The organism is Lysinibacillus sp. JK80, from assembly GCF_027557635.1.
In the GTDB taxonomy this organism is placed as follows: domain Bacteria; phylum Bacillota; class Bacilli; order Bacillales_A; family Planococcaceae; genus Lysinibacillus; species Lysinibacillus capsici.
Genome location: NZ_CP058997.1, coordinates 2235639 through 2259766 on the forward strand (window position 1 = coordinate 2235639; position 24128 = coordinate 2259766).

A 24128-nucleotide genomic window follows, 5' to 3' on the forward strand; every position below is an offset into this window, starting at 1 on the left:
TTTTTTAGAAAAAGAGCTGTATAACTCTACAGCTCTAGGTTTTATTAGTCGTTATTGCTTGGGAATGAAAACGTGGATGCTGAGGAGGCATTGCCAGCCATCCAACGCTCTGAAATTGTCTTAGTTTTTGTAAAGAATCGTGCTTGATCTGGGCCAAACATATGCCCCTCACCAAAACGAGATCCTTTAAAGCCTGCAAAGTTATGGTAGCCAACAGGAATTGGAATTGGTACATTGACACCAACCATGCCAACATCAATTTCTGTTGTAAATTTTCGAGCTGCTAATCCATCATTCGTAAAGATTGTGACACCATTACCTAGCTCATGCTTATTGATAAGTGTAATAGCTTCCTCTAAGGAATCTACACGAACAACATTGCGAGCTGGACCAAATATTTCTTGCTCGTAAACTTCCATGCCTGGCTTTACATGATCTAATAATGTAGGCCCTACATAAAACCCTTTAGACTCTTTGACAATATCAAGTTCTCGTCCGTCACAAATTACTGAAGCTCCTTCGGCTTCCCCTCGATTAATTGCAGTAAGAATTGCTTCTTTTGATTGCTGAGAAATAACAGGGCCAAAATCTGAATCAGGGTTTGTATATGGGCCTACTTTCAGATTAGAAATTTTTTCCTTAAGAATATCCACTAGGCGATCAGCAGTATCCTTTCCTACAGGCATGATAGTAGATATTGCCATGCAACGTTGGGATGCTGCTCCATAAGCTGCACCAATAAAGGCATTAGCAACCTGTTCAAGATCCGCATCTGGCATCACGACCATATTGTTTTTACCACCACCAAGAGCCGTGACACGTTTACCGTACTTTGATCCTGTTTCATAAATATATTTAGCTACTGGTGTTGATCCAACAAATGAAATCGCTTGCACAGCTGGGTTTTCTAAAAGTTCATTGACCGCATCTTTATCACCATTGATTACTGTCCAAATACCATCAGGCAATCCCGCCTTCTTCCAAAGCTCACTAACATATAATGAAGTCATTGGCACACGCTCAGATGCCTTTAAAATAACCGCATTTCCTACAGCAATGGCCATACTCGTTTGTGCTAGAGGCACCATGATGGGGAAATTAAATGGAGAAATTGCTGCCACAACCCCTAATGGATATTTTGCAGAATAAGCATTTATTTGGCCTCCAACATTTACGGAGTATTCTCCTTTCATTAAATGTGGCGCACCAATGGCTAAGTCAACAGATTCAAGTCCTCGTGTAATCTCACCTTTGGCATCTTCAATCGTTTTACCGCTTTCAGTACAAATGATTTGTAATAGCTCTTCCATATTTTCAGTGATAAGGTTACGGAACTTTAATACAATTTCTGCCCGCTTAGCCACTGATGTATCACGCCAAGCCGGAAATGCTGCTTGAGCTTGCTCGATTGCATCTTGTGTTTCCTCTACTGTTGCAAGGGGTACCTTAGCAATGACTTCACCTGTTGTTGGGTTAAATACCGAACCGAATCGGCCACTTTTTCCTTCAACCAATTTGCCACCAATAAAATGTGTTAATGTTTTAACCTCTTGTGTCGTTGTCATATCCATTTCCTCCTCTTAAAATTGTTCTAGTTTACATTTTTCTTTTAAACTTAAATAAGCTGCAGACATATCTTTTTCTCCATAGCCCTGCTGAGCAATTTCACTATAAAGATCCACTAACTTTTCGCCGATTCGCAGCGATACGCCTGCTTCATCCGCCATTTCCTTAGCTAACTTCAAATCTTTTAATAGTAGATTTGTCGAAAAGCCCGGCTCATAATTATCATTTTTCATATATTCCAAATAATTACGTTCATAAATACGGCTTTGCCCATAACTATTATTTAATACTTCATAGAGCGTGTCTGCCTGAATACCCATTTTTTCGCCAAGTACAATCGTTTCAGCGACTGCCTCTGTGTAAAAGCCAATCATTAAGTTATTGAGTAATTTAATTCGCGTTCCTATACTTGAAGATGTGCCCAAATGATAAATATTTTTACCGACTATTCTGAATATTTCACTAGCACTTATATAATCATCTGTGCCACCACCAACCATAATAGTTAATGTCGCATTGATAGCCCCTATGACACCCCCACTGACAGGCGCTCCCAAATAACGTAATCCCAAAGCTATAGCTTCTGTATGTAACGTATCATTCAATTCGGGATTAACAGTACTAAAATCAATCAGCAGGCACCCTTTCTTTGCATGTTGTAAAATTCCTTGCTCTGATCGATAAACCAATTCTACAACCTGAGGGGTAGGCAAACTTGTCATAATAACATCACATTGTTTCGCAATATCCATAGCTGTCTCAAGGCCGAAACCACCTGCTGCTGCGAATTGTTCCATTGCTTCCGCATTCGTATCGAAACCATATACCTGATAATCTGCTCTTAATAAGTTAATAGCCATCGGTAAACCCATATTCCCTAAGCCAATAAAACCCAATTTTTTCTTCATTGTGACCTCCCCATTCCTTGAAAATACAACAGAAAACTTGATGAGATACTAGCCAACTTTCATTTTTTAAAGTAACATTAGTAACGAGATAACATCATTGACCGCAGTCATTGACTTCGGTCATTTAAATCATAATCAATAGAAATCCATCTCGTCAATTAAAAAATTAATATTTTCAGAATATTTTTTACAAAAGATATTTTACAATATTTTATATAGGAGGTATTAGCTACCAATGGAAACACTCACAAGCAGACAGAAAAAGGCATTAGAAACACGTGAAAAATTATTGAAAACTTCTTTAGATTTATTTAACAAGCATGGTTATGAACATGTTTCTGTTGAACAAATTACAAAGGCATGTAATGTTTCAAAGGGTACATTTTATACACATTTCCCATCTAAATATGATGTTATTTTAGAAAAATTTAAGGAGCTTGATAATTTTTATCGTACAGTTGAAAAAAATATTGATCCCACATTACCAGCAAGTGAAAAAATACTCTTAGTGTATCAAGAGCAAATGAGATATTTAACCAATATTGTGGGAAAGGATTTATTACGTACAGTATATACGGCAGCTATGACAAACCAAGTAGAACAGGATCATTATTTAATCAATCCACAACGTAAGATTTTTCAGATAATGAATACATATATCGAGGAAGGAATTCAACATGGGGAATTTAGACAAGATGTTTCTGCTGCTACCATACAAACACTTATTCAGCGCTGTATGCGTGCCAATGTCTATGATTGGTTGATACATAGTGAAGACTTTGACCTAGCCTCTGAGATGGCGCAATTCACAGCAATTGTCTTAAACGGTCTTAAAAACGGCAAATAAAAAAGTAGCACTTCATCTATTTTGTGATGAAAGTGCTACCCGTTTTCTAGCTTACAAAATATTGTTGTACAATCGTTTCAACTGGTAATGGTTTATTATACAAATAGCCTTGCCCTTTTTGACAACGATGGCGTTTGAGAAAATCAACTTGTATTGGTTCTTCAATTCCCTCAGCAATGACCTCTAATCCTAAATTATGAGACATCGAAATAATGGCTTTTATGATGGCTTCATTTTTGTCATCCTTCGCTATATCTGCAATAAATGACTGATCAATTTTAATAATATCAATCGGATAACGCTTGAGATAACTTAATGAGGAATAGCCTGTCCCAAAGTCATCCACAGACACATAAACACCTAATTGCTTCAGTTCTGTAAGAATCGAAAATGTTTCATGTACATTTGTCATGGAACTTTCGGTAATTTCTACTTCTAATAATTCAGGCGGTACACCATATTTCTTTAAAGCTGTTTTAATTTTTCGGGCAAAATTTTCTTTTCTAAACTGTTTTGGGGATATATTGACTGCAATCCGCACAGGACGATATCCTTTTGATTGCCATTCTTTTTGGTAACGACATACCTCATCAATAATCCAATCACCGATTTCAATAATCAACCCTGAGGCTTCCGCAATAGGAATAAATTGTGCTGGTGATACAAAACCAAATTTACGGTTATTCCATCGTAATAATGCTTCAAAGCTATTGATGCTATTATTTGCTAAATCCATTTGCGGTTGTAGATGGAGACTTAGCTCATTAAATTCAATTGCTCGACGTAAATGTGCCTCCATTAATGCTTCGTTTGGAAAAATGGCCGTCATATCTTCACGGTAGTAGCGATAATGTGAACGACCATGTTCTTTAACAGAAAATAAAGCTTTATCTGCTTTCCGTACAAGTGTCTCGATATCTTTACCATCTGCTGGGCTAAGTGAAATCCCAATCGATACGCTAATAAAATATTCCTGTCCATCTATCATAAATGGCTGTTTTAATACGTCCATAATCAAGTTTGCAGTTCGTTCAATTTTTTGGATGGTTGCATCTTTTAGCACAAAAATAAACTCATCACTATTATATCGATATAGCGAACACTTTGAATAGCAAAGCTCCCGTAACCTATGACTAAACATACGCATTAAATCATCTCCCTTGCTCTCGCCAAGGGATTCATTAAACTTTTTAAAACGGTCAATGTCAACTAAAATAAGAGCGGCTTGCTTATGCTCTTGCTTTTTATCATTTAAATGCTGTAGCCAATGCTCCTTAAAAGCTTTTCGATTCCAAATACCTGTTAATTCATCCATTAGTGCTAGGTAATAGAATGCTTCATGATCATTCATAAATGAATTAGCATCTTTAACAAATAGGTGGACACCCACAACTTCACCATTATAATAGGTTGGATGCGTTCTTAAATAAAAGGGCTCTTTGCTTAGTAAATCACCTTTCAATAAGCATTTAGGCATGCCAAACGCTGAACCTTCGATTGTTTTGGTAAATAATAGTTTAAACTCATTGAGATATTTACTTTCGAGTAATGAAAAAATATCTAGTCCAATTAGACTGTGCTGCTCTCTCGATAGTGTAGCAGTAGCAGCAATATTTTGATGAATTATTCGACCTTGTAAATCTGTCGTTAACACTGGACTTATATGTTGTTCAATGAACTGTAAATAGGGATTTTCTTCAAATGATGTTGCTCGAAGAATAATGGCAACTATTGATTCAGAAAAGTGCTGAACATGAAGCATAAATGTTTTCTCTTGAAGACCGTTACCTAATTTTAGAGTATGCTGTTTATTGATTTCTTCAATTAGAAATCCCGACAATTGCAGCCAGCATTGCTTAGTAAAAAAGTTCTCAGCGTTTTTGGCTGTTATTTCCTGCAGCTCAATCATTGACGATAGCTTTTCATTAAATTCAACGACCTCAAACACTGTCTTATCAACTTGTCTCAAACAAATGATTGCATCAAATGGATTCAGTTGCATGAGCTGTTGATATTCTGCAAATGGCGCTACATTTTCTCTACATTTTTTCATTCTATCCCTCACTAAGTAGCGTGTTTGCTCTATTCTTCGTCAAGCGTAGGCTTTAATGCATCCTTCAAGAAAATTTCCTGGCTATTTAATGGATCTTCGCTACGATCAAACTCTTTATAATGATACTTACCATTAGAGTCTTGAATACGGGCTTTGGCAGTATCCATTAATTGTGCATTCATTATGTCAATAATACGAGTTTTTGCTTCACTTGCATATACAGGGAATAAAATTTCTACACGTTTAATCATATTGCGTGTCATCATATCTGCAGAGGATAAATATACTTTATTTTCCCCATTATGATGGAACCAATAAATACGAGAATGTTCAAGGAAACGACCAACAATACTTGTTACAGTAATGTTCTCACTAATACCTGGGATTCCTGGTCTAATACAGCATATACCACGAATAATAAGCTCGACCTTTACACCCGCAATCGATGCCTCATAAAGCTTCATCATTAAATCTTTGTCTGTCAATGAATTCATTTTTGCACGAATAAAACCATTTCCATATTTTTTATGACAGGCAATTTCCTCATCCATTAACCGAATAAACTCATCGCGTATATCAAATGGTGCAACGACTAAATGATTAAAGGTAGGCTTTTCTGTATAGCCACTTAAGTAGTTAAAGAAATTTGTCGCATCAATGCCAAACTCTTTATCTGTCGTTATTATGCCCATATCCGTATAAATTTTTGCAGTAGCATCATTATAATTTCCTGTACCCAAATGGACAAAACGTTCAATTTTGCCGTTACGACGACTAACGACTAGCGTGATTTTTGAGTGCGTTTTTAAATTATTCATCCCATAGATCACAAGACAACCTGCTTGTTCTAATTGTTTTGCCCAGTGCACATTGTTTTCTTCATCGAATCGAGCCTTTAGCTCCACTAATACCGTTACTTGTTTACCGTTTTCAGCGGCAAGCTTTAACGCTTGAATAATCGGTGAATTTCCGCTTACTCGATATAATGTCTGTTTTATAGCCAACACATTCGGGTTGATAGCGGCCTCAGAAATAAAATCAACAATAGGGGCAAAAGATTCATATGGATGATGGAAAAATATATCCTGTTGAAGTGCTTTTTCAAAAATATTTTCGTCAGACTGTAAATCTAAAGGTGGCTGTGGGATAAAGCTTTCATATTCTAAATGCTCACGACCTACTGAAATACCTTTCACAAAAGAGAACATAAACGTTAAATCCAAAGGACCATCAATATGGAAAACATCCGATTCTTCTATTTCGAATTCATCTAGTAAGTATTGCAGCACTTCCTCGTTCATTTCTCCAACTCGAACTTCTAAACGGCTTCCTACTCCCCATTTTCGCTTTTTCAGCTCTTTTTCGATCTCCACGAGAAGATCTCGAGCCCCTTCTTCATGGATAGTTAAATCTGCATTTCTTGTTAAGCGGAAGGCTTGTGCTGATTTTACGCTATAGCCATAAAACAGCTTTTCAATATGCGCTACTATCACATCCTCCAATAAAACTACAACTGTCTTACCTTCTTCGGACGGTACTTTTATATAGCGATCTAACACAGATGGAACCTGGACAATCGCCACTTTTTCACGACTTTCAAGATCTGACTCATCCTGCTCTAACAGCACTAATAAATTCAAAGTTTTACCAAGCAAGGTTGGGAAAGGACGATATGCATCCACTGCAACAGGGGTTAAAACAGGGAAGATAGTTTCTGCAAACATTTCATTGATAAATGATTTTTGCTTGCTATTTAAATCTTTCATGTCCGCAATATGTACATTATGTTGAGGTAGTAAATCATAGATTAAATGTCTATACACCTCAGTTTGTCGACGCACTAATGCTTGTGTGCGTTCTGCTATTTTGGCCAACTGTTCCTTTGGCGTTAAGCCAGATTTGTTTTCGGGCTTATGAAAACCAGCACGTACCTGGTCCTGTAAGCCTGCAACACGAACCATAAAAAATTCATCTAGATTGGAACTAAATATAGCTAAAAATTTTAAACGCTCGAGCAGAGGATTATTAATATCCTCTGCTTCCTCTAGCACGCGTTCATTAAAGGCAAGCCAGCTTAATTCACGATTATTATAATATTGAGGCTTTGCAATTTCCTCTAACAATAGATTGTAGTTTTCGGAGAACTCTTCCCCATGTAGCTCGTTTTTCGTTACTTCAGTTGTCATCCATTGTTCCACCCTTCTTCAATAAAATTGATCTTCATTGGGATTTTTAATGCACGTTCTAAATGCTTTCTATGTCGATTGGCTTGATACTTTTCAGCCGCAGCATTCTTTTTTACATAAATATTAAGCTGAACATGATCTTCTTCGGTGTGCATTTCAATAGCATGTACTATATTGCGTTTTGAAACATTTAATGCATAGACAAATTTTAATAACGCTCCGAAATCTCTTATTTTACGATGTTCCTCCCGACTCATCCATGTAGCAAATGGAGCAGCAAATCGTTCGAAATAATCTTTATTTTTATAGGAGGCAAGAAGTGCTAGTTTTACTCGTTCTAAATGATTTAAACCATCAATGGATTGATTCGCAATTAAATAAAAAGTATGTTGGCTTGAAGAGCTTAATTCGATATACTCTCCTATATTAAAAACCTTCGCCGCTTTTGCTAATAAATGCAAATCTTCTGGATGATATTGCAAGTAGCCTAAATGACAACATTCACGATACAATTGGTCTGCTAAATGCATTAAATAATCTACTTCCACTTCACTCCGACCATACTGACGTGCTAATCTTCTAGCATTTCCTTCAAATACATTATATTTATCAAACGCCTTTGTATCTGTTTGCAAAATCCGTTGAATAATGAGTCCCTCACGTAAACCTCGCTTTGTCAGTTGGAAGGTCTCACTACCAACTACCTCCATCAACACTCTAAATACCTCTAATGCAGGAACAATGATATCTGCACGGTCAGATGAGAGACCATCCAATTGTTTCAATTCCTGAAAGCTTAATTGCCCTAAAAATAAGCTTAAATCATCCAAATTTTCCTTTGTCATTTCATAACCATGTACGCTGGCAATAGGATAATCATGCTTTTGTTGATGTATTTGAGCAATATTACGCGCACTACCACCAATTGCGATAATAGGTAGAGCAACATTTTTTATCCAAGGGAGTGTTTGGAACTGCTCTTTGACAAAGGCAAGAAGCTCTTTTTTCTCACTACTATTGATAATGTCACCTTTAACAAAACGTTGCTTTAAAGAAACTGTCCCAAAAGGGAAACTATGTGATTGCTGAATTTCTTTATTTTCAAACAGCGTAATTTCGGTACTACCACCACCGATATCGATTGTTACGGCCGATTTCGTACCCATGGAATAAGCAACAGCAACGTAGCCAAAATAGGCCTCTTCCTCTTCTGATAAAAGCTCTATTTGGATACCAGTCCGTTCTTTCATTTCCTCTATAATTTTGTCTCGATTAGTGGCTTGTCGAATAGCCGCAGTCGCAGCAGCTTTTACATCTGTTACTTCAAAATCCTCAAGCATGGCTTTAAATGTTAATAAAGTTTCTGATAACACTTGAATACCTTCATCAGACATCTCTCCTGAGGGCTGTAAATATGTACGCAAACGTGCTACCGTCTTAATATTTCCAAGCTCACGAAGTCCCTCTTCATTATCATATTGATATAATACTAATCGTATAGTATTGGAGCCGATATCAATAATAGCTGTTTTTAATTCATTCAAATAATCACATCCTTCAAGCATCTACCATTTATTTTGTTCATAATATTTGGACATATACAAAAAAATCGGACCCTCTTAATTAAGGCATCCGACTTTACTTTCATTTATTTATACTTGCAGGATACCCATTATTAAAATTGAGAAGTATCATGTAAGCCATGGTGATTACAGAATAAGTTGGTCAACACGTAAAATGAGCTCTGCAATTTCTGGCTTACTTATTTGATCCTCAGCCCCTACTTGATCACCTTTATGACGAAGGTCATCTGTAATTAGACTTGAAAAAATGATAACAGGAAGCTTTTGAAGATCGGGATGCTCTTTGATTTTTCGTGTTAAATGATGGCCATCCATTTGTGGCATTTCAATATCCGTTACCACCAATTGAATATGCTCTGCTATGTCACTACCACTCTTTGCAATTCCCTCTAAGTATTCATAAGCATCGCGGCCATTTTCAAAGAATTCAACATTGTCATAACCAGCTTCACTCATAGTATCAAACAGTAATTTACGTAATAACGGTGAATCTTCTGCAATTAAAATTCGCTTTCCAGATCGCTCACGTTTACCGAGCTTTTTAACAGATTCCACACTAATTCCTGATGCAGGATTGATATCCACCATAATTCTTTCGAAATCTAGTAATAGAATCATTTGCTCATTCTGTTTAATCACACCAATTACTTGTGATGTACCCCCTTGATACATATCTGAAGGCTTTTCGATTTGATTCCAAGAAATACGATGAATTTGTGTTACATTATCTACATGGAAAACGACACGTTGTTTATTAAATTCTGCGACAATATATTTTTGTTGTGGATTACGCTCAGCACCTTGAATTCCTAATACTCGTAGCATATCTACAACAGGTAATACCTCACCTCTTAATTGAATGATTCCTTCTACATGCGGGTGCGCGTGTGGGATAAACGTTACTGGGATCGGTTGAATAATTTCTTTTACTTTAATAACATTGATGCCAAACTTATTGTTTGCTACTTCAAATTCAACAATCTCTAGCTCATTTGTGCCACTTTCTAATAATATTCCTTTATGTTCCAATGCAACCCCGCTCCTTTCTCTACATCTGTTTATAATTCAATTGTATCATAGGCAATACATTTCTCCTACTTGCTATTTCCATTTTTATCATTAACTTTTAGATGTACCAATAGACCAACGACAGTCATAACGATCAACGTTGATAATGCTACACGACTAGCAATAGTACCATAATCCTTCATCCATAATGTAACAGTTCCATATATAGCTGGACCAATAATGGAGGATACTTTACCTGAAAAAGCAAACAACCCAAAAAATTGTCCACGTTTTTCGTTCGGTGATAATTCAATAATATATGTCCGAGATGTCACCCACATTGAGCCAAGTGATATACCAAATAGACTACCAGCAAGCCAGAACATCCATTGTGCTGAAGCAAAAACAGCGAATACCAGAGCAACAATCATAATAAGTGCAACAATTGTAATGGCACGTTTAGCGCCTATTGATTTCGTAATATACCCAAAGGCAAGTGACCCAATGATTGTTGAGACAGTAGAGACCAAATAAAGTACGATAAATTGTCCAGAACTAAAGCCAACAATCGTTGTCGCATAAACAGCCATCATAGCAATCGTTGTAGCAATGGCATCATTTAGAAAGAAATAAGCAATCATAAAGGTAAAGATTGCTTTATATTGCTTCATATCTTTAAATGTTTGAATGATTTCTTTATAACCATCTAAAAACTTTAAGGACTTTCGTTGGGACTTTGGGATCGGTGTATCTTTATTAATTAAGAATAATGGCAATGAAAAGAGTAGATACAGAATGGCTGTTGGGATAAATGCTCGATGAAAACCGCTGTTACCAACATACAAGTAAACAAGTAATCCAAAAAGTGTACCAAGATACCCGATTGCAACACCATACCCTGAAATGAGTGGCATCTCTTCTTTTGTCCCTAGATCACCCATCATAGAATCGTAAAATACTAAACTTGAATTAAAGAAAAATTTTGCTATGACAAAACTTGCAACTACCAAAAATAAACTAAGAGGCACACCAGAGTAATTGACAGTGGTTTGTACATTAGCAAAAATTCCCATCATAAATGTAAATAGAATAGATATGGATGCAAACCATACAATAAATCTCTTTTTATAACCTGTGTTATCAATCCACACACCGAAAAGGGGTGAAAAGATAACGAGCAACAAGCTTGCAATGGCATTTGCATAAGATATAAAGGTGCTCGCAACTTGTTGCATGACTTCATTTGTTCCTAAAACCTCATCCATGTAAAAGGGAAAAAATATTGTATTTATATTTGAAGAAAAAATTGTATTCGCAAAATCATAAAATGCCCATGAAAGTATCGGTAATGATAAATAAATGGCTAATTGACTTCGATGTTGTACGTCTATAGCTGTACTCTTCTTCATAAAACCCTCCTCTCCATTCTCTATAATAAACAATTAATTTCTCTCTGAAATAAAAAATACCTTTTTTTAAAGAAAATTAATATTATTTACAATATAACAGTAAATTCACTGAAAAATAACTGCCAAATGGTCGATAATTGAACGCTTATTTTCTGTGTAAAACCAAAAAAGGTATTCAAGCCCCTCGCTTGAATACCTTTTTATCATTCTATATCTATGGTTACCCATTCAGAGGACCATTGCTCAATCGCTTTTAGCACAGGTGCAATAGCATAACCCTTTTCCGTTAGTTCATACTCAATGACAACTGGTGTTGATGGAATTACTGTACGTAGCACTATTTGCTCAGTCTCTAACTCCTTTAAACGTTCTGTTAATACACGACTACTAATATTCAACTGATTTTTAATGGTCGAATACCTTTGCGGACCATCTAATAGCTGATAAATAAGTAGTGTATTCCAACGATGATTTAATATCATGAGTGCTTTTTCAAATCGCGGACAAATATTTTTTTGATCCAAATGACTTCCCCCCTTTGTATATTAGTTCCTATTTAAGAGTATATCACTTTTTAAAAAAACTTGTTCTAAAAATACATTAAGTTACTTGACAAAAGTTGTTTTTAAAAATAAACTAAGTTACGAATTGTAAGCAAAAAAAAGATAAGGAGTTACTTTATTATGCAAAATATTGGTTCAACAATTTTACGTATCGTTCTAGGCGTTATTTTTGCAGTGCATGGTTTTCAAAAATTTCAAGGTGGCATTAGCTATACAGCTGAATTCTTTGATAGCCTAGGTATACCAGGATTTATGGCGTATATCGTGGCAATTATTGAATTAGTTGGTGGAATTGCAATTATTTTAGGTTTAGCAACAAGAATATTTGGTGCTTTATTAACCATTACAATGATTGTGGCGATCTTTACAGCAAAACTTAGCATCGGCTTTATCGGGGCAGATGGATTGGCTGGTTATGAATTAGATTTAGCTTTAGGTGCAATAGCTCTTTACTTTACTCTCGCAGGCGCATCCAGCTTCTCACTGGATTCTCAACTTTTCGGGAAAGAGTAAAACAAAAAAACCTGAAGGTCTCCCATTTAAGGAGCCTTCAGGTTTCCTATTCAGAATCCCATCGCGAATTATTTATAATACTTTAAGAGTGCTTGTGTACCATTATCACCATAGCCTGCTGCGATTAATTTCTCATACATTTCATAGGCTAATGCAAGTCCTGGTAATGTTATGCCCATTTTGTTTGACTCGTCTAAAGCTATTTTCATATCCTTTACAAAATGTTTAATATAAAAGCCTGGTGCAAAATCTTCTTTTATCATACGTGGGGCTAAATTGCTTAAAGACCATGAACCTGCTGCACCTGAAGAGATCGATTGTAAAACGGTAGGTAAATCTAATCCTGCCTTTAGTCCATAAGCTAGTGATTCACACACGCCAATCATACCAGAGGCAATAACAATTTGATTGCACATCTTTGCATGCTGCCCAGCTCCTGCTTCACCCTGATAAATTATATTTTCTCCAAATTGCTTCATAATTGGCAATACCTTGTCGTATGTGACCTGATCGCCACCAATCATGATAGACAAAGTGCCATTTTGAGCACCAATATCCCCACCTGAAACAGGGGCGTCTAAAGCCTCTACACCGATGGATTGAGCATACATATAAATTTTCTTTGCTAAAGATGGCTCTGAAGTCGTCATATCAATGACAATATTGCCTTGTTCTGCTGTTTGGAAGAGGCCATTTTCCCCAAAATATACTTCCTCTACATCTGAAGGATAGCCAACCATTGTAAAGGCAATTTCATGATTTTTAAATGCTTCAGCAGGTGAGCTTGCCCATGACGCCCCTAAGGCAACAAGAGGCTCTGCTTTTTCTTGCGTACGAGTATAGACGGTTACTTCATGACCATTTTTTAGTAAATGCTTAATAATACTAGCACCCATTACTCCAGTTCCAATAAATGCAATACGTTTCTTTGTCATATGTACATGCTCCTTTGTTCTAGAATGTCTGTACTCTCCGTGAGAGTCCAACTCTATATCTTTTCAGTTTAGGTGAAGGAATGAAATAATTCAAACTCTTCCCACAACTTGTACTAAAATTTATATGTAGGGCATATATACCGAATAAGCAAAAAAAAGAGAGCAAGTGATTGGGGGATCACTGCTCTAAAGGGGGAAATGAGAATGTTGCTGTGTTCATAGTAAGTTATTCCCCATTGAAATGCATTTTAAACATATATGTTAAAATGTTTTTTACTCTGAATACTGGAACAATCTTTTTTAGTCTTCTTGATCTTTTTCTTCTTCAAATGCCATCTGTCTATAATAAGTATTCATTAACTGATCTAATCTGCGACTCAGTTGAATGGTTTTTGCATTTTGTAACCCGTTTTCTACACCTGAGCGAATCATCATCTCACGAGTTTGTTCCATTTGTTTCAAGAGTAGATTGACCATTCATACAACCCTCCACACACAAATAATCATACCATTATTATACATTTATATTTTATTTCTTACAGCATTAACTTACGACAATGTTCGACAAATTAACTTCTAGGTGTTTCAGTATAAGTATAGATAATTCGCCCATTTTGCTTGGCCTCACCTCTATAATGTTTAAATAATGGGTGTTTTACAAGAATTTCACGAAATTCGTAAAATTCTTCCTTTTGAATTTCAATACTTTCTCTTTCCCCATTTTGTAATTGTTTAAGCATATTTTCGTATTTTTCCATGAACTTTATTCCTCTCTTTGCCTCATTTGTGTAATAAATTATGAATTATTTAAAAAAAGCTTTACGTTTACCAATTTTTCATGCAAACTGTATATTATTAGTCGATGAAGGAGCTGACTGTCTGTGAAAATAGCTGAAGTTGGAAATATTATCGAGTTTAAAAATGGTCTCCAAGGTATTGTAGAAAAGGTAAATGAAAATTCGGTGATCGTTAACTTAACATATATGGAGAATTTTGATTCCCTTGAAATTGAAGAAAAAACGGTCGTCAATCATAAACGATATAAAATTTTATATACTAATGAAGCTTAATAGTCTGAATAGTCCCTATTTGTCTTAATAGATGATAAGGGACTATTTTTTTGATAAGATTAAGGTATGGAGGTCGAATATGCTAACAAATTCGAAACAAACAATACTATTTCTCCTTTCTTTATTATTCGTTTATGGTATGCTTGCTTTTACCTTTGCTAACCAAGCTGTATTTTGGTACATGTATGCATTCACTCTACTAGTATGTATTGCCATTGCCATCTTAGCTGGCTCCATTGAAGATCAATTACCTACATGGCAATTTTTACTCTTTGGTATTGGATACGGTACCATCACATATGGTATTATTCGCTTTGGTTACTGGCTCGCTCCATATATTAATAATAACTTAGTACAATCCGTTCAAAAATTTTTAGCAAGCTACGGACCACAAAATATTTGGCACTATGTTTTACTCGTATTTATCGTTGCCATAGGTGAAGAATTATTTTGGCGTGGTTATATCCAACAGCAGTTAAAACGTTTTATGCGCCCACCGCTGGCTGTCATAGTTACCGCAGTATTATGTGCTGTATCAATTGCCCTTAGCGGATTTATGCTTGGTGTCATTGCTGCATTGGTAACAAGCATTATTTGGGGCTTCTTATATGAATGGCGTAAAAGTATGCCACTTGTTATTGTAGCTCATGTCGTTTTTGTACTATTATTATTTTTAGTGTTGCCGTTAACATCATAACATTAATATTTGGAAACATTTTATCTTTACTAACGTTTAATTTAGAAAAGGAGGGTTTTTTATGCAAAAAAAATTAGTTTCTATTCTTGCATTATTACTAACAGCCGTATTAGTTGTAGGGTGTAATACATCTGATAAAACAGGGGATTCAGATGCTCAACAAAATGAGCCATCAAATACTGCTGCCGATCAAAAACCATCTGGAGATGATACAGCAGGTGAATCAAATGAGGAAGAAGAAGATACACCTGCATCAAATGATACAAATACAGAGGATGCTTCTAAACAGCCTCAACAAGATGTAAAATACGTCCAAAAAGGTGTAGATAAAACTGAAAAGGCAACTGAATCAGCAAGTGTTGATCAAAGCTATAAACTACAACAGCTTCCTGGTTTTACACTGACACAAGAAGAGCCTGGTAAAGACATGTTAGTGTCCAATGATGATGACGAAGTGTTTATGCGTATTGAAACAATTGAAGCTTCACAATCGAGCTTTGAAGAAGTAAAAACAACTATGCAAGATTATATGAACGCAGTGGGTGAAACAGTAGCTCTAACTGCTGAGGAATTAACAGCATTTAAAGATGTTCAAAATATCGAGGGTTATGTTGTGGACTTCGACACTGAGAAAGTAATTGGGGTTGTCCTTGAGAAAGATGGTCTCATTACAAAATTAACTATTCATGATAATGATGAACAAGATTTAACAGATGCTATGCTTAATATGGCAGCAACTATATCTAAAAAATAATAAAATGCTAAGGACGATAGACATAGTCTATCGTCCTTCTATTTGATCACAAAAAAGTTGTCTCAAATCAATGAGACAACTTTTTTAATAAGATAGGTCTTTGATAGAAAGGCCAATTTTCTTCAATAACGTAATAGCTTGCTCTTTTTCTTCTGGGGATAGTACACTCATTAATTCATGCAAATGCTGTTCGTGTTTTGGGAACAGCTCTCCCATAAAAGCTTCACCTTCAGGGGTGATTTCTGCATACGTAACACGACGATCAGCAGGACAAGATACTCGTAATAAGTAACCTCTCTTCTCTAGCTTATCAATGACATACGTAATAGACCCACTGGCTAACAAAATTTTATTGCCAATTTGCTGTAATGGCTGTCTTCCTTTATGATAGAGAAGTTCTAGAACAGCAAATTCAGTTGGGTTTAAACCATTATCCTGAAATAATTGATGTGTTGTTTCATTAATTGCTTTTAGTGCACGTGATAATACAATATATAATTTTAAAGATTGTTTTAGATCTTCTGACGGCATATTCTTTTCCTCTCACTTCGCTCTTTATACATGACATTATAGCGACATTAGAAAAGCATTGTCAAAAGCAATATATGATTTAGAAGGTTTTGTTGTTCATTATGCAACCATTTTTACTTTCTTTATGTTACTAAATAAGCAGAATCTTTTGTGGATACTTCCATTGTATCCATCTGATTGAATGTGTAAATTGGAAACTGCAGATGGAAGCATGTCCCCTTCTGTAGTTCACTACTAACGCCAATTACTCCTTCATGTTCTTCAATCACCTTTTTCACGAAAGCAAGGCCCAGTCCTGTCCCTGTTGATTTTGTCGTGTAAAAAGGCTGGAATAGGTTTTGAAGTGTCGTGCTGTCCATGCCAACACCTTCATCTTTTATCATAAGTTCGACAATCGCACAGTCATTTGTTGCCATTTCGACGGTAATCGTACCACCATTATTCATGGATTCCATTGCATTTTTAATTAAATTCATCAGCACTTGCTTTAGTCGATTCTCGTTGCCGCCAATATAGACTTGATTAGAGGTTGAAATATACTGAATCATAATATTTTTCATGAGTGCATCTGGTAGCATAAACTCAATGACTTGCTTTACAATATGATCCAGTTCTAATAATTCCACTTTCATCGTTGTTGGCTTAGACAATACTAATAATTCGGATAAGATCTGTTCCATCCGTTGAAGCTCACTGTCAATAACAGAGAGATACATGCGTGATTCATCATCAGCATTTAATTTTAGTAATTCAGTAAAACCCTTTAAAGAAGTTAATGGGTTACGAATTTCATGTGCAATACTCGCTGCCATCTGTCCCACAACGTTTAATGCTTGCTGATGCTCAACTTTATGTTGAAGTTGCTTCTTCTCTGTTTCATCATTAATCACAGTGACAATAATATTATTGTATTCATCAAAAATACTTGAAATTTCATAATAGCAAGTTCTGCTTACTTGTGTTTCATCGACTACATGAATGCTTGCATGTTTTTCACCCATTAACTTAGAAAGGTAGGTTGTAATTTGCCCCTTTTTCAATGTAAATGAATCAAATATATGCTGATGCGCTTTATGAAGAAGCTGCGAATTTTCAACTTTCAGAAACATTTCCGCATATTTATTTAGCCCAAGAATAATACCACTAGCGTCACTAACAATAACAGCATAAGGTAAGTAATCGTAGGCATTAAAAGATTGCGCTCTCTCATGTGCTTGGCTAACATATAATTTATGGGCAACATCATCATTTAATGTTGAAATTTGCGCAACAATTTCCTCTGTTTTAGGATCGTAAAAGCATTTGAAAGATAACATTTCGTAGTCATTTCCAACTGTGCGAATATTGAAAATTTCCTCTGAACGTAAATCATTTTGTAACTGTTTGACGAACTTAGTCCATTTAAAATTAGATGGCTCGTCCATAGCTAAATAGCCAATATAGGTTAAATTAAGATTGAAAAGATTGATAGCAGCCTCATTGACGTTTAAAATTTTCCCTGCTTTATTGAGTATAAGTGTTGGTGACGAAGTACTTTTCATAAGATTTCCAAAACATTGATTAATATCATTTTGCTTCAACTTTCTCACCGAACCTTTCAAAAGAGTAAAAACCTCTAAAATCGAATTTTGAGCCTTTACTATACTTTATGACAGCACGATTCTATTATTACAAAATTTAGTAAATTTAAGTATTTTAAATTATTTCACGAACCGTTCACAAAATAAATAGGTAAAAAGAATTATATTGTATGTCAGATACTTGACTGATACAATAGGATGTTGAAAGGAAGATTATTGCATGAATACTATTTTAACTACTTTGAATGCAAAGTATATTCACACAAATTTAGCATTGCGCTATTTAAAAGGCGCAGCTTTACCGGAGTTTAATCCAATTATAGCAGAGTATACTATTAAAGACCCTGCTTTTAATATTGTATCAGATTTATTCCAAAAAAAACCTGATATCGTTGGATTTAGTTGCTATATCTGGAACATCGAAGAAACAATTCACGTTATCAAGATGTTAAAAACTGTCTGTCCAAATGTTAAAATTCTGCTCGGGGGACCTGAGGTTTCTTATGATTGTCACCATTGGTTACGTCGAATACCTGAGGTAGACTTCATTGTGATGGGTGAAGGAGAAACTTCATTTAAACAATTACTGCGCTATTTCCACGGTGAAATATTGTTAGAAGATGTTCCTGGTATTTGTTATTTAGAGGACGAGAAAGTCAAGATTCACGCTATGCCACCTAAAATTGATTTGCGCGAATTACCAAGTCCTTTCGTTTTGAGGAGGATCTTCCCTATCTAGGTAAGCGAATTCAATATATCGAAACAAGCCGAGGCTGCCCATTTAGCTGCCAATTTTTTTATCTTCTATTGAAGTTGGCGTCCGATACTTTAACCGTGAAAAAATAAAAGAGGATATTCGTTTCTTACTGGATAACGGAGCTCGAACAATTAAATTTGTGGATCGCACCTTCAATATCAGTCGTAGCTACGCAATGGAAATGTTCCAATTTTTATTGATGAACACAAACCTGGTGTTGTATTCCAGTTTGAAATCACGGCTGATATAATGCGCCTGAAGTCATTCAATTCTTAAATGATAATGCACCAAAAGGTTTGTTCAGATTCGAAATAGGTGTTCAATCTACGAACGATTAACAAATACTCTTGTAAAACGTCGTCAAAACTTTGAAAAACTAAAGCGAACAGTTACTATGGTGAAAGATGGCGGAAAAAGATCAACATTTAGATTTAATTGCTGGTTTACCAGAGGAGATTACGCTAGTTTTCGTCAAACATTTAATGATGTCTTTGCAATGCGGCCAGAGGTTACAGCTTGGATTTTTGAAACTTTTACGCGGCACAGGACTTCGATTAGAAGCCGAGAAGTTTGGCTATACCTATGTGGATCTATCTCCTTACGAAATCTTTTCAAATAATGTTCTAACATTTGATGATATCGTCCGTATTAAGCATGCAGAGGATGTTCTTGAAAAGTATTGGAATGATCACCGTATGGATCATACGATTGAATACTTGGTTACAGAGGTCTTTGATACACCATTTGATTTCTTCCAAAACTTCGGAACATATTGGGAAACAAAAGGTTGGTCTCGTATTGGCCATCAGCTAGAGGATTTATTCCGTCGTTTATTAATGTTTTTAGAAACGATTGATGATGTGAATTTAAACATTGTCCAGAGTTTAATGCAGCTTGATTACTTAATGGCTCAGCAGTTCCAACCACGGAAGCTATGGTGGAATGAGCGTCCTACAGAAGAGCAACAAAAAGCCCTTTATCACGCTTTACGAGAAGATCCAGCTATCGCAGGCGAGGAATTTGCTAACTTTAAGTTAACTGAAAAAGAGTTGTTTAAGCATACCTTGATTATCCCTCATGCTCTTGATTACCAAGAGTTTGCAAATGGCAAAATTGTACAAAAAAATGGCTATCTGTTAACCTATTTCCGACATGGTCAAGCACCTTACTTTGCAACAATCTACTCTAACTAATAAGAAACGCTAGTCCTGTCATAACTATCAGGACTAGCTTTTTTTATTACTTAAACGATTCTTAAATCCTCATAGTAACAATAAAGACTGCTAAATTTATTCCTTCTGCCCTTCATTGTTCGGTTAGTTAAGTACTCATAGCCAGCCTTACCAATATAGGTCAAATTCCTTAAACAAAGATTGATAAAACTTTGTAAAAAATGCCCAAAAAACAATCTATCTAATCAGGAAATAAAAGTTTAAATTTTTTGAATATTTTATGACAAGATAATAATTTTTACTTTTATATGAGGTTACGATGGAATTTCTCCTTACTTAATGCCTCACATACTTTAAAAATTTAACCAATAATTACGCGTTCCTTCGGATAGTGGAAGCCTGATTTCTTTCCTCTTCCGCCACCCCCAAGAGTATAAAGGAATGATATTAATCCAACTCGACCAATAAACATTAAAATAATGATAATGATTTTACCAACCACTGATAAATCAGATGTTATGCCTAACGACATACCACATGTACCGAACGCTGAAGTAATTTCAAAAATAATTTGAATAAGAGATGCTTGTGGCTCTGTTATAAGCAAGATAAGGGTTGCAACTAATACCATGAAAAATGCTAATAAAATTACAACAAATGATCGGAAGACATCAATCAATGAATTTCTCGTCCAAATACTTGGATATCCTCTCTTCCTCTAGCAAAGGTAATTAAGAATAAAATGGCCAAGGCAAAAGTTGTGGTGCGAATACCTCCACCAACTGAGCTTGGGGAAGAGCCAATGAACATCAGGAAGCTCATGAATATATCTGTAGCTTCACTAAAAGTCGTGACATCGTAAGTAGTCAATCCAGCTGATCTCGTTGATACAGAATGGAACATTGCTGAAAATAATGCCTCATGCCAAGACATTTCCTTAAAAGAATGGAATGATTCAAGGAGTAAAATGACAAGCGCACCAACTATAAATAAAATAGCGTATGTTGAAGTAGTAATTTTAGTAAATAAACTAAAACGGAAATTCTCGCGTCGATTAAGCAAAAAAGTCTTCAATTCAATTAATACCGGAAATCCGATAGCACCTAATACAATCAGTACCATGGTAACCATCTGTACAAAATAATCATCATGGAATGGGAGTAAGCTCATTCCCGTTATATCGAATCCTCCATTTGTCGTAGCAGAAATAGAGGCAAAAATTCCATGTAAAAAGGCTTCTTCTAACGTATCAAAATAATTGGTAAAATGTAGCGTTAAAATAATGGTACCCGTTAATTCAATGCCAAATAAAATTTTTAAAATTTCGCGGATTAATTTAACAACACCAGAGACACTGTACTGGTTATGATCAATCATGATTAACTGACGCTCACGCATGCCTATTTTTTTCCCAACAAGCAGCCATACAAAGGTACCAAGTGACATAATACCAATGGCGCCTAACTGTAAAATAACAAGAATCATTACAAGCCCGAAGGTAGTATAGGTTTCCGAAATATTAATGGTTGTTAACCCAGTAACACTTACTGCACTTACTGCTGTAAACAAGCTATCTAAAAAAGAGACTTTTACACCTTCTTGATGAACGCCTGGAAGCCGTAATAACAGGAAGGAAATCGCTATCGCTATAAAATAATAAGAAACAAGTACCTGAAATGGTGTGACTAGTTTATTTGATGATTTTTTCCAAGGCACTTTAACAACTCCTCCCACATATGATGCCCAACTAGATAGATTATAGTATAGAAAAAATACATAAAAAAGAAAGAGGAATAGTGATAACTATTCCTCCAACGTTCATCTACTTATTTTTTCTTTCTTACACCGACTAAATAGCCGACAAAAGCAATACCTACTAGGACAATCCAGAATGTTAACTCCCATGCCGTGGAATGTGGAAATTCTTTAGGCAATATTCCCACCTTCTCATGTGCCAATGTTAAGACAACTAACTTCACACCTACCCAGCCAACGATTAGAAATGCCGCTGTTTCAAGTGAAGGGTAATCATTTAATATTTTTACAAACCATTGGGCAGCAAACCGCATCATAATGACACCAATAAATCCACCAAGGAGCATCACAATGAACTGACCGCCATTGATGCCACCAATATCAAATTCACCTAAGTGTGGCAAAGTTACAGCAATTGCAACGGCTGCTAACATCGAATCAATAGCAAATGCTATATCGGCAGCCTCTACTTTTAGTACTGTTAACCAGAAACCAGAACCCTTTTTTCCACCATTTTCGGTTGCTGCTTCTTCTTCATCTTTATGTTTTCGTAAATCATATATATTTTTCGCAGACATAAATAATAGATAAGCTGCACCGACCGCTTGTATTTGCCAATAATTCACTAAAACTGTAATAACAAATAATGCGGAGAATCGGAATATCAATGCTCCAAATAGTCCATAAAATAATGCCTTTTTTTGCTGCTCTTGTGGTAAATGCTTCACCATAACAGCCATTACTACCGCGTTATCAGCTGCTAGTAATCCCTCTAATACAACAAGGACAATTAACACCCAGCCATATTGTAATAAAATCGCTTCCATTCTAGTGCCTCCTCTAAGCTCTCTATACCCTCAATGACCCTGTCATTCAAGTATAAAAGAAAAAAACCCCTGCCCTAATTCAGGCAAAGGTCTCGCTAAGTAAATTCGTACCCTTTCTATTTATGGTACTTCAATCTACACGTCATACGTATAGAGCCATTCACTATCACACCCGATGGTTGTACCATGTCTTGACGAATGTGAAACCAGGGAAAGTTAATTACCTGTTAGCTACTCCCCTTTGACAAATTGTCGAAGGTATCTTCTTTCAAATATTATAGCACTATCATTTACAACTGACAAAAATATCTATATGTTTTTTTCGTTACTTAATCTGAATTTGATAGCTCTTCTCTTCCTTATGTGCTAAATAAAACTCAATCATTTTTGGCATCGTCTGTATAAAATCAGGACATGTAATACCACCTTTTTGTAAGATATGATGTGCTTCAGTCGTATCAAATGAAGCATTCCATGTTAAATAATCTAATGTTTCTTGTTCGACACCTAATTTTTTTCGAATAAATGGAATCTGCAATGAAAGCTTAGCCAATGTAAATGGTAAACGTCCTTTTGGATAAGAATTTGTAACTAGTTTCACCATTGTACGGTATACCTCCTGTACAGGGTGAGGATTAGGATCAGTTAAATGAAGTGTCTTCCCTTCTGCACTCTGTTCACTAACCAGAAAAGTAGAAGCATTTATAATATAATCAACTGGCACTACATTAATTGTCGATGAAGTTTGACCAATGTACGGAATAAAAGGTAAACCCTTTAAACGTTCAACTAAGTTTAAGAAGAAATAAGGACCATCAAATTTAATGGTTTCACCAGTTTGGGAATGACCACGAACAATTCCAGGTCTAATTATTGTCAATGGTATTTCCGATTTTAAATCTTCTACTCGGTGCTCAGCCTCATATTTTGTTTCCTCATAGTGGTTTTTAAATGCTCTTGGTCGGATTAATTCATTTTCACGCAGTATGCCCTCACGTGTACCAGCCACATAGGCAGTGCTGAAATACATATAGCGCTGTATATTTGGTAAGGTGCGAACAAAATCATTAACCATTGTTGTACCATGAACATTTACCTTCCAGGCAATATCACGTGGTACAGCTAAATCATAGATAGCAGCTAAATGCCAAAGCACTTCAATTTGCGGTACAATTTCTTTGATGATTTGATTTTCTAATCCAAGGTTTGGTAGTGTAATATCGCCTTCCACAATTCGAATCGAACAGTCAGGAAAATCCTCTAATATTTTGTTTTTTTCTTTATGTGCCTTTATGGTTTCACCAGCCAATACGATGGTAATTACTTGTTGTGCTTGTTTCTTTTGAAATAATGCTCGAATTAGCTGACTCGAAATGAAACCAGGAAAACCTGTAAAAAAATGAACCTTCATCTC

The 24128-nt window shown here is 35.7% G+C and carries 20 protein-coding genes and 2 pseudogenes; 6 read left to right on the forward strand and 16 right to left on the reverse strand.

What is annotated here, in order from left to right:
* Nucleotides 1-44 precede the first annotated feature (44 nt).
* On the reverse strand, nucleotides 45-1565 hold the full coding sequence (locus HXV90_RS11625; protein WP_048391984.1) for a CoA-acylating methylmalonate-semialdehyde dehydrogenase: 1521 nt from the start codon (nucleotides 1563-1565) through the stop codon (nucleotides 45-47).
* Between the two features lie 15 nt (nucleotides 1566-1580).
* A complete protein-coding gene (locus tag HXV90_RS11630) occupies nucleotides 1581-2474 on the reverse strand; it encodes an NAD(P)-dependent oxidoreductase (RefSeq protein ID WP_112117429.1) in 894 nt (297 codons plus the stop codon).
* Between the two features lie 235 nt (nucleotides 2475-2709).
* On the opposite strand from HXV90_RS11630, the gene HXV90_RS11635 reads away from it, so the two are divergent.
* Nucleotides 2710-3321: a TetR/AcrR family transcriptional regulator gene (locus HXV90_RS11635; protein ID WP_048391986.1), complete on the forward strand. Its 612-nt coding sequence runs from the start codon at nucleotides 2710-2712 to the stop codon at nucleotides 3319-3321.
* A 46-nt stretch (nucleotides 3322-3367) separates the two neighbouring features.
* Here the strand turns inward: HXV90_RS11635 and HXV90_RS11640 are convergent, their stop codons facing one another.
* From HXV90_RS11640 to HXV90_RS11665, 6 genes are all read right to left on the reverse strand, one after another.
* A complete protein-coding gene (locus tag HXV90_RS11640; protein ID WP_269898985.1) occupies nucleotides 3368-5374 on the reverse strand; it encodes a GGDEF and EAL domain-containing protein in 2007 nt (668 codons plus the stop codon).
* 29 nt (nucleotides 5375-5403) lie between these two features.
* Nucleotides 5404-7560, reverse strand: coding sequence for an RNA degradosome polyphosphate kinase (locus HXV90_RS11645; RefSeq protein WP_115673826.1), 2157 nt, complete (start codon nucleotides 7558-7560; stop codon nucleotides 5404-5406).
* On the reverse strand, nucleotides 7557-9104 hold the full coding sequence (locus HXV90_RS11650; protein WP_048391989.1) for a Ppx/GppA family phosphatase: 1548 nt from the start codon (nucleotides 9102-9104) through the stop codon (nucleotides 7557-7559). Before HXV90_RS11650 ends, HXV90_RS11645 begins: the two co-directional genes overlap by 4 nt.
* A gap of 165 nt (nucleotides 9105-9269) precedes the next feature.
* Entirely contained in the window at nucleotides 9270-10172 is a 903-nt protein-coding gene (locus HXV90_RS11655; RefSeq protein WP_048391990.1) for a chemotaxis protein, read from the reverse strand.
* 65 nt (nucleotides 10173-10237) lie between these two features.
* Nucleotides 10238-11560, reverse strand: coding sequence for an MFS transporter (locus HXV90_RS11660; RefSeq protein WP_269898986.1), 1323 nt, complete (start codon nucleotides 11558-11560; stop codon nucleotides 10238-10240).
* Nucleotides 11561-11763: 203 nt separating this feature from the next.
* Complete coding sequence (locus tag HXV90_RS11665; protein ID WP_016992449.1) at nucleotides 11764-12084, reverse strand: winged helix-turn-helix transcriptional regulator; 321 nt, start codon at nucleotides 12082-12084, stop codon at nucleotides 11764-11766.
* A gap of 159 nt (nucleotides 12085-12243) precedes the next feature.
* On the opposite strand from HXV90_RS11665, the gene HXV90_RS11670 reads away from it, so the two are divergent.
* On the forward strand, nucleotides 12244-12636 hold the full coding sequence (locus tag HXV90_RS11670) for a DoxX family protein (protein ID WP_259951165.1): 393 nt from the start codon (nucleotides 12244-12246) through the stop codon (nucleotides 12634-12636).
* A 68-nt stretch (nucleotides 12637-12704) separates the two neighbouring features.
* Here the strand turns inward: HXV90_RS11670 and HXV90_RS11675 are convergent, their stop codons facing one another.
* The 3 genes from HXV90_RS11675 to HXV90_RS11685 all read right to left on the reverse strand — a co-directional run bounded on the left by HXV90_RS11675 (nucleotide 12705) and on the right by HXV90_RS11685 (nucleotide 14329).
* Nucleotides 12705-13571, reverse strand: coding sequence for an NAD(P)-dependent oxidoreductase (locus tag HXV90_RS11675; protein WP_048391994.1), 867 nt, complete (start codon nucleotides 13569-13571; stop codon nucleotides 12705-12707).
* A gap of 300 nt (nucleotides 13572-13871) precedes the next feature.
* On the reverse strand, nucleotides 13872-14048 hold the full coding sequence (locus tag HXV90_RS11680) for an aspartyl-phosphate phosphatase Spo0E family protein (RefSeq protein WP_004224595.1): 177 nt from the start codon (nucleotides 14046-14048) through the stop codon (nucleotides 13872-13874).
* Nucleotides 14049-14140: 92 nt separating this feature from the next.
* Complete coding sequence (locus HXV90_RS11685; RefSeq protein ID WP_048391995.1) at nucleotides 14141-14329, reverse strand: hypothetical protein; 189 nt, start codon at nucleotides 14327-14329, stop codon at nucleotides 14141-14143.
* Between the two features lie 123 nt (nucleotides 14330-14452).
* Here HXV90_RS11685 and HXV90_RS11690 point away from each other — a divergent pair, with 123 nt between their 5' ends.
* The 3 genes from HXV90_RS11690 (at nucleotide 14453) to HXV90_RS11700 (ending at nucleotide 16092) form a co-directional block, all read left to right on the forward strand.
* The gene (locus HXV90_RS11690; protein WP_004224583.1) at nucleotides 14453-14641 is read left to right on the forward strand and encodes a YkvS family protein; all 189 of its coding nucleotides are present in this window, start codon (nucleotides 14453-14455) and stop codon (nucleotides 14639-14641) included.
* Between the two features lie 79 nt (nucleotides 14642-14720).
* Complete coding sequence (locus HXV90_RS11695) at nucleotides 14721-15338, forward strand: CPBP family intramembrane glutamic endopeptidase (protein ID WP_004224581.1); 618 nt, start codon at nucleotides 14721-14723, stop codon at nucleotides 15336-15338.
* Nucleotides 15339-15399: 61 nt separating this feature from the next.
* Nucleotides 15400-16092, forward strand: a complete 693-nt coding sequence (locus HXV90_RS11700; protein WP_257961544.1) for a hypothetical protein — start codon at nucleotides 15400-15402, stop codon at nucleotides 16090-16092.
* An 84-nt stretch (nucleotides 16093-16176) separates the two neighbouring features.
* Here the strand turns inward: HXV90_RS11700 and HXV90_RS11705 are convergent, their stop codons facing one another.
* Both HXV90_RS11705 and HXV90_RS11710 read right to left on the reverse strand, forming a co-directional pair.
* Nucleotides 16177-16623: a MarR family winged helix-turn-helix transcriptional regulator gene (locus HXV90_RS11705; RefSeq protein ID WP_004224579.1), complete on the reverse strand. Its 447-nt coding sequence runs from the start codon at nucleotides 16621-16623 to the stop codon at nucleotides 16177-16179.
* A gap of 122 nt (nucleotides 16624-16745) precedes the next feature.
* Nucleotides 16746-18164 carry a PAS domain-containing sensor histidine kinase gene (locus tag HXV90_RS11710; RefSeq protein ID WP_269898987.1) on the reverse strand — a complete coding sequence of 473 codons (1419 nt, stop codon included), beginning with the start codon at nucleotides 18162-18164 and terminating at the stop codon, nucleotides 16746-16748.
* Between the two features lie 259 nt (nucleotides 18165-18423).
* On the opposite strand from HXV90_RS11710, the pseudogene HXV90_RS11715 reads away from it, so the two are divergent.
* A pseudogene (locus HXV90_RS11715) lies at nucleotides 18424-20153 on the forward strand (B12-binding domain-containing radical SAM protein).
* Between the two features lie 340 nt (nucleotides 20154-20493).
* On the opposite strand, the pseudogene HXV90_RS11720 reads toward HXV90_RS11715, so the two are convergent.
* The 3 genes and pseudogenes from HXV90_RS11720 to HXV90_RS11730 all read right to left on the reverse strand — a co-directional run bounded on the left by HXV90_RS11720 (nucleotide 20494) and on the right by HXV90_RS11730 (nucleotide 24125).
* A pseudogene (locus HXV90_RS11720) lies at nucleotides 20494-21848 on the reverse strand (TrkH family potassium uptake protein).
* A 110-nt stretch (nucleotides 21849-21958) separates the two neighbouring features.
* Nucleotides 21959-22714, reverse strand: coding sequence for a TerC family protein (locus HXV90_RS11725; protein WP_054549805.1), 756 nt, complete (start codon nucleotides 22712-22714; stop codon nucleotides 21959-21961).
* Between the two features lie 325 nt (nucleotides 22715-23039).
* Nucleotides 23040-24125, reverse strand: a complete 1086-nt coding sequence (locus HXV90_RS11730) for an SDR family oxidoreductase (protein WP_269898988.1) — start codon at nucleotides 24123-24125, stop codon at nucleotides 23040-23042.
* Between the last annotated feature and the right edge of the window lie 3 nt (nucleotides 24126-24128).

Excerpts from the sequence above, each read along its gene's own strand:
- HXV90_RS11625 (WP_048391984.1), bottom strand. The coding sequence starts at position 1,565 with ATGACAACGACACAAGAGGTTAAAACATTAACACATTTTATTGGTGGC.
- HXV90_RS11630 (WP_112117429.1), bottom strand. The coding sequence starts at position 2,474 with ATGAAGAAAAAATTGGGTTTTATTGGCTTAGGGAATATGGGTTTACCG.
- HXV90_RS11635 (WP_048391986.1), top strand. The coding sequence starts at position 2,710 with ATGGAAACACTCACAAGCAGACAGAAAAAGGCATTAGAAACACGTGAA.
- HXV90_RS11640 (WP_269898985.1), bottom strand. The coding sequence starts at position 5,374 with ATGAAAAAATGTAGAGAAAATGTAGCGCCATTTGCAGAATATCAACAG.
- HXV90_RS11645 (WP_115673826.1), bottom strand. The coding sequence starts at position 7,560 with ATGACAACTGAAGTAACGAAAAACGAGCTACATGGGGAAGAGTTCTCC.
- HXV90_RS11660 (WP_269898986.1), bottom strand. The coding sequence starts at position 11,560 with ATGAAGAAGAGTACAGCTATAGACGTACAACATCGAAGTCAATTAGCC.
- HXV90_RS11670 (WP_259951165.1), top strand. The coding sequence starts at position 12,244 with ATGCAAAATATTGGTTCAACAATTTTACGTATCGTTCTAGGCGTTATT.
- HXV90_RS11675 (WP_048391994.1), bottom strand. The coding sequence starts at position 13,571 with ATGACAAAGAAACGTATTGCATTTATTGGAACTGGAGTAATGGGTGCT.
- HXV90_RS11680 (WP_004224595.1), bottom strand. The coding sequence starts at position 14,048 with ATGGTCAATCTACTCTTGAAACAAATGGAACAAACTCGTGAGATGATG.
- HXV90_RS11685 (WP_048391995.1), bottom strand. The coding sequence starts at position 14,329 with ATGGAAAAATACGAAAATATGCTTAAACAATTACAAAATGGGGAAAGA.
- HXV90_RS11695 (WP_004224581.1), top strand. The coding sequence starts at position 14,721 with ATGCTAACAAATTCGAAACAAACAATACTATTTCTCCTTTCTTTATTA.
- HXV90_RS11700 (WP_257961544.1), top strand. The coding sequence starts at position 15,400 with ATGCAAAAAAAATTAGTTTCTATTCTTGCATTATTACTAACAGCCGTA.
- HXV90_RS11705 (WP_004224579.1), bottom strand. The coding sequence starts at position 16,623 with ATGCCGTCAGAAGATCTAAAACAATCTTTAAAATTATATATTGTATTA.
- HXV90_RS11710 (WP_269898987.1), bottom strand. The coding sequence starts at position 18,164 with ATGAAAAGTACTTCGTCACCAACACTTATACTCAATAAAGCAGGGAAA.
- HXV90_RS11725 (WP_054549805.1), bottom strand. The coding sequence starts at position 22,714 with ATGGAAGCGATTTTATTACAATATGGCTGGGTGTTAATTGTCCTTGTT.
- HXV90_RS11730 (WP_269898988.1), bottom strand. The coding sequence starts at position 24,125 with ATGAAGGTTCATTTTTTTACAGGTTTTCCTGGTTTCATTTCGAGTCAG.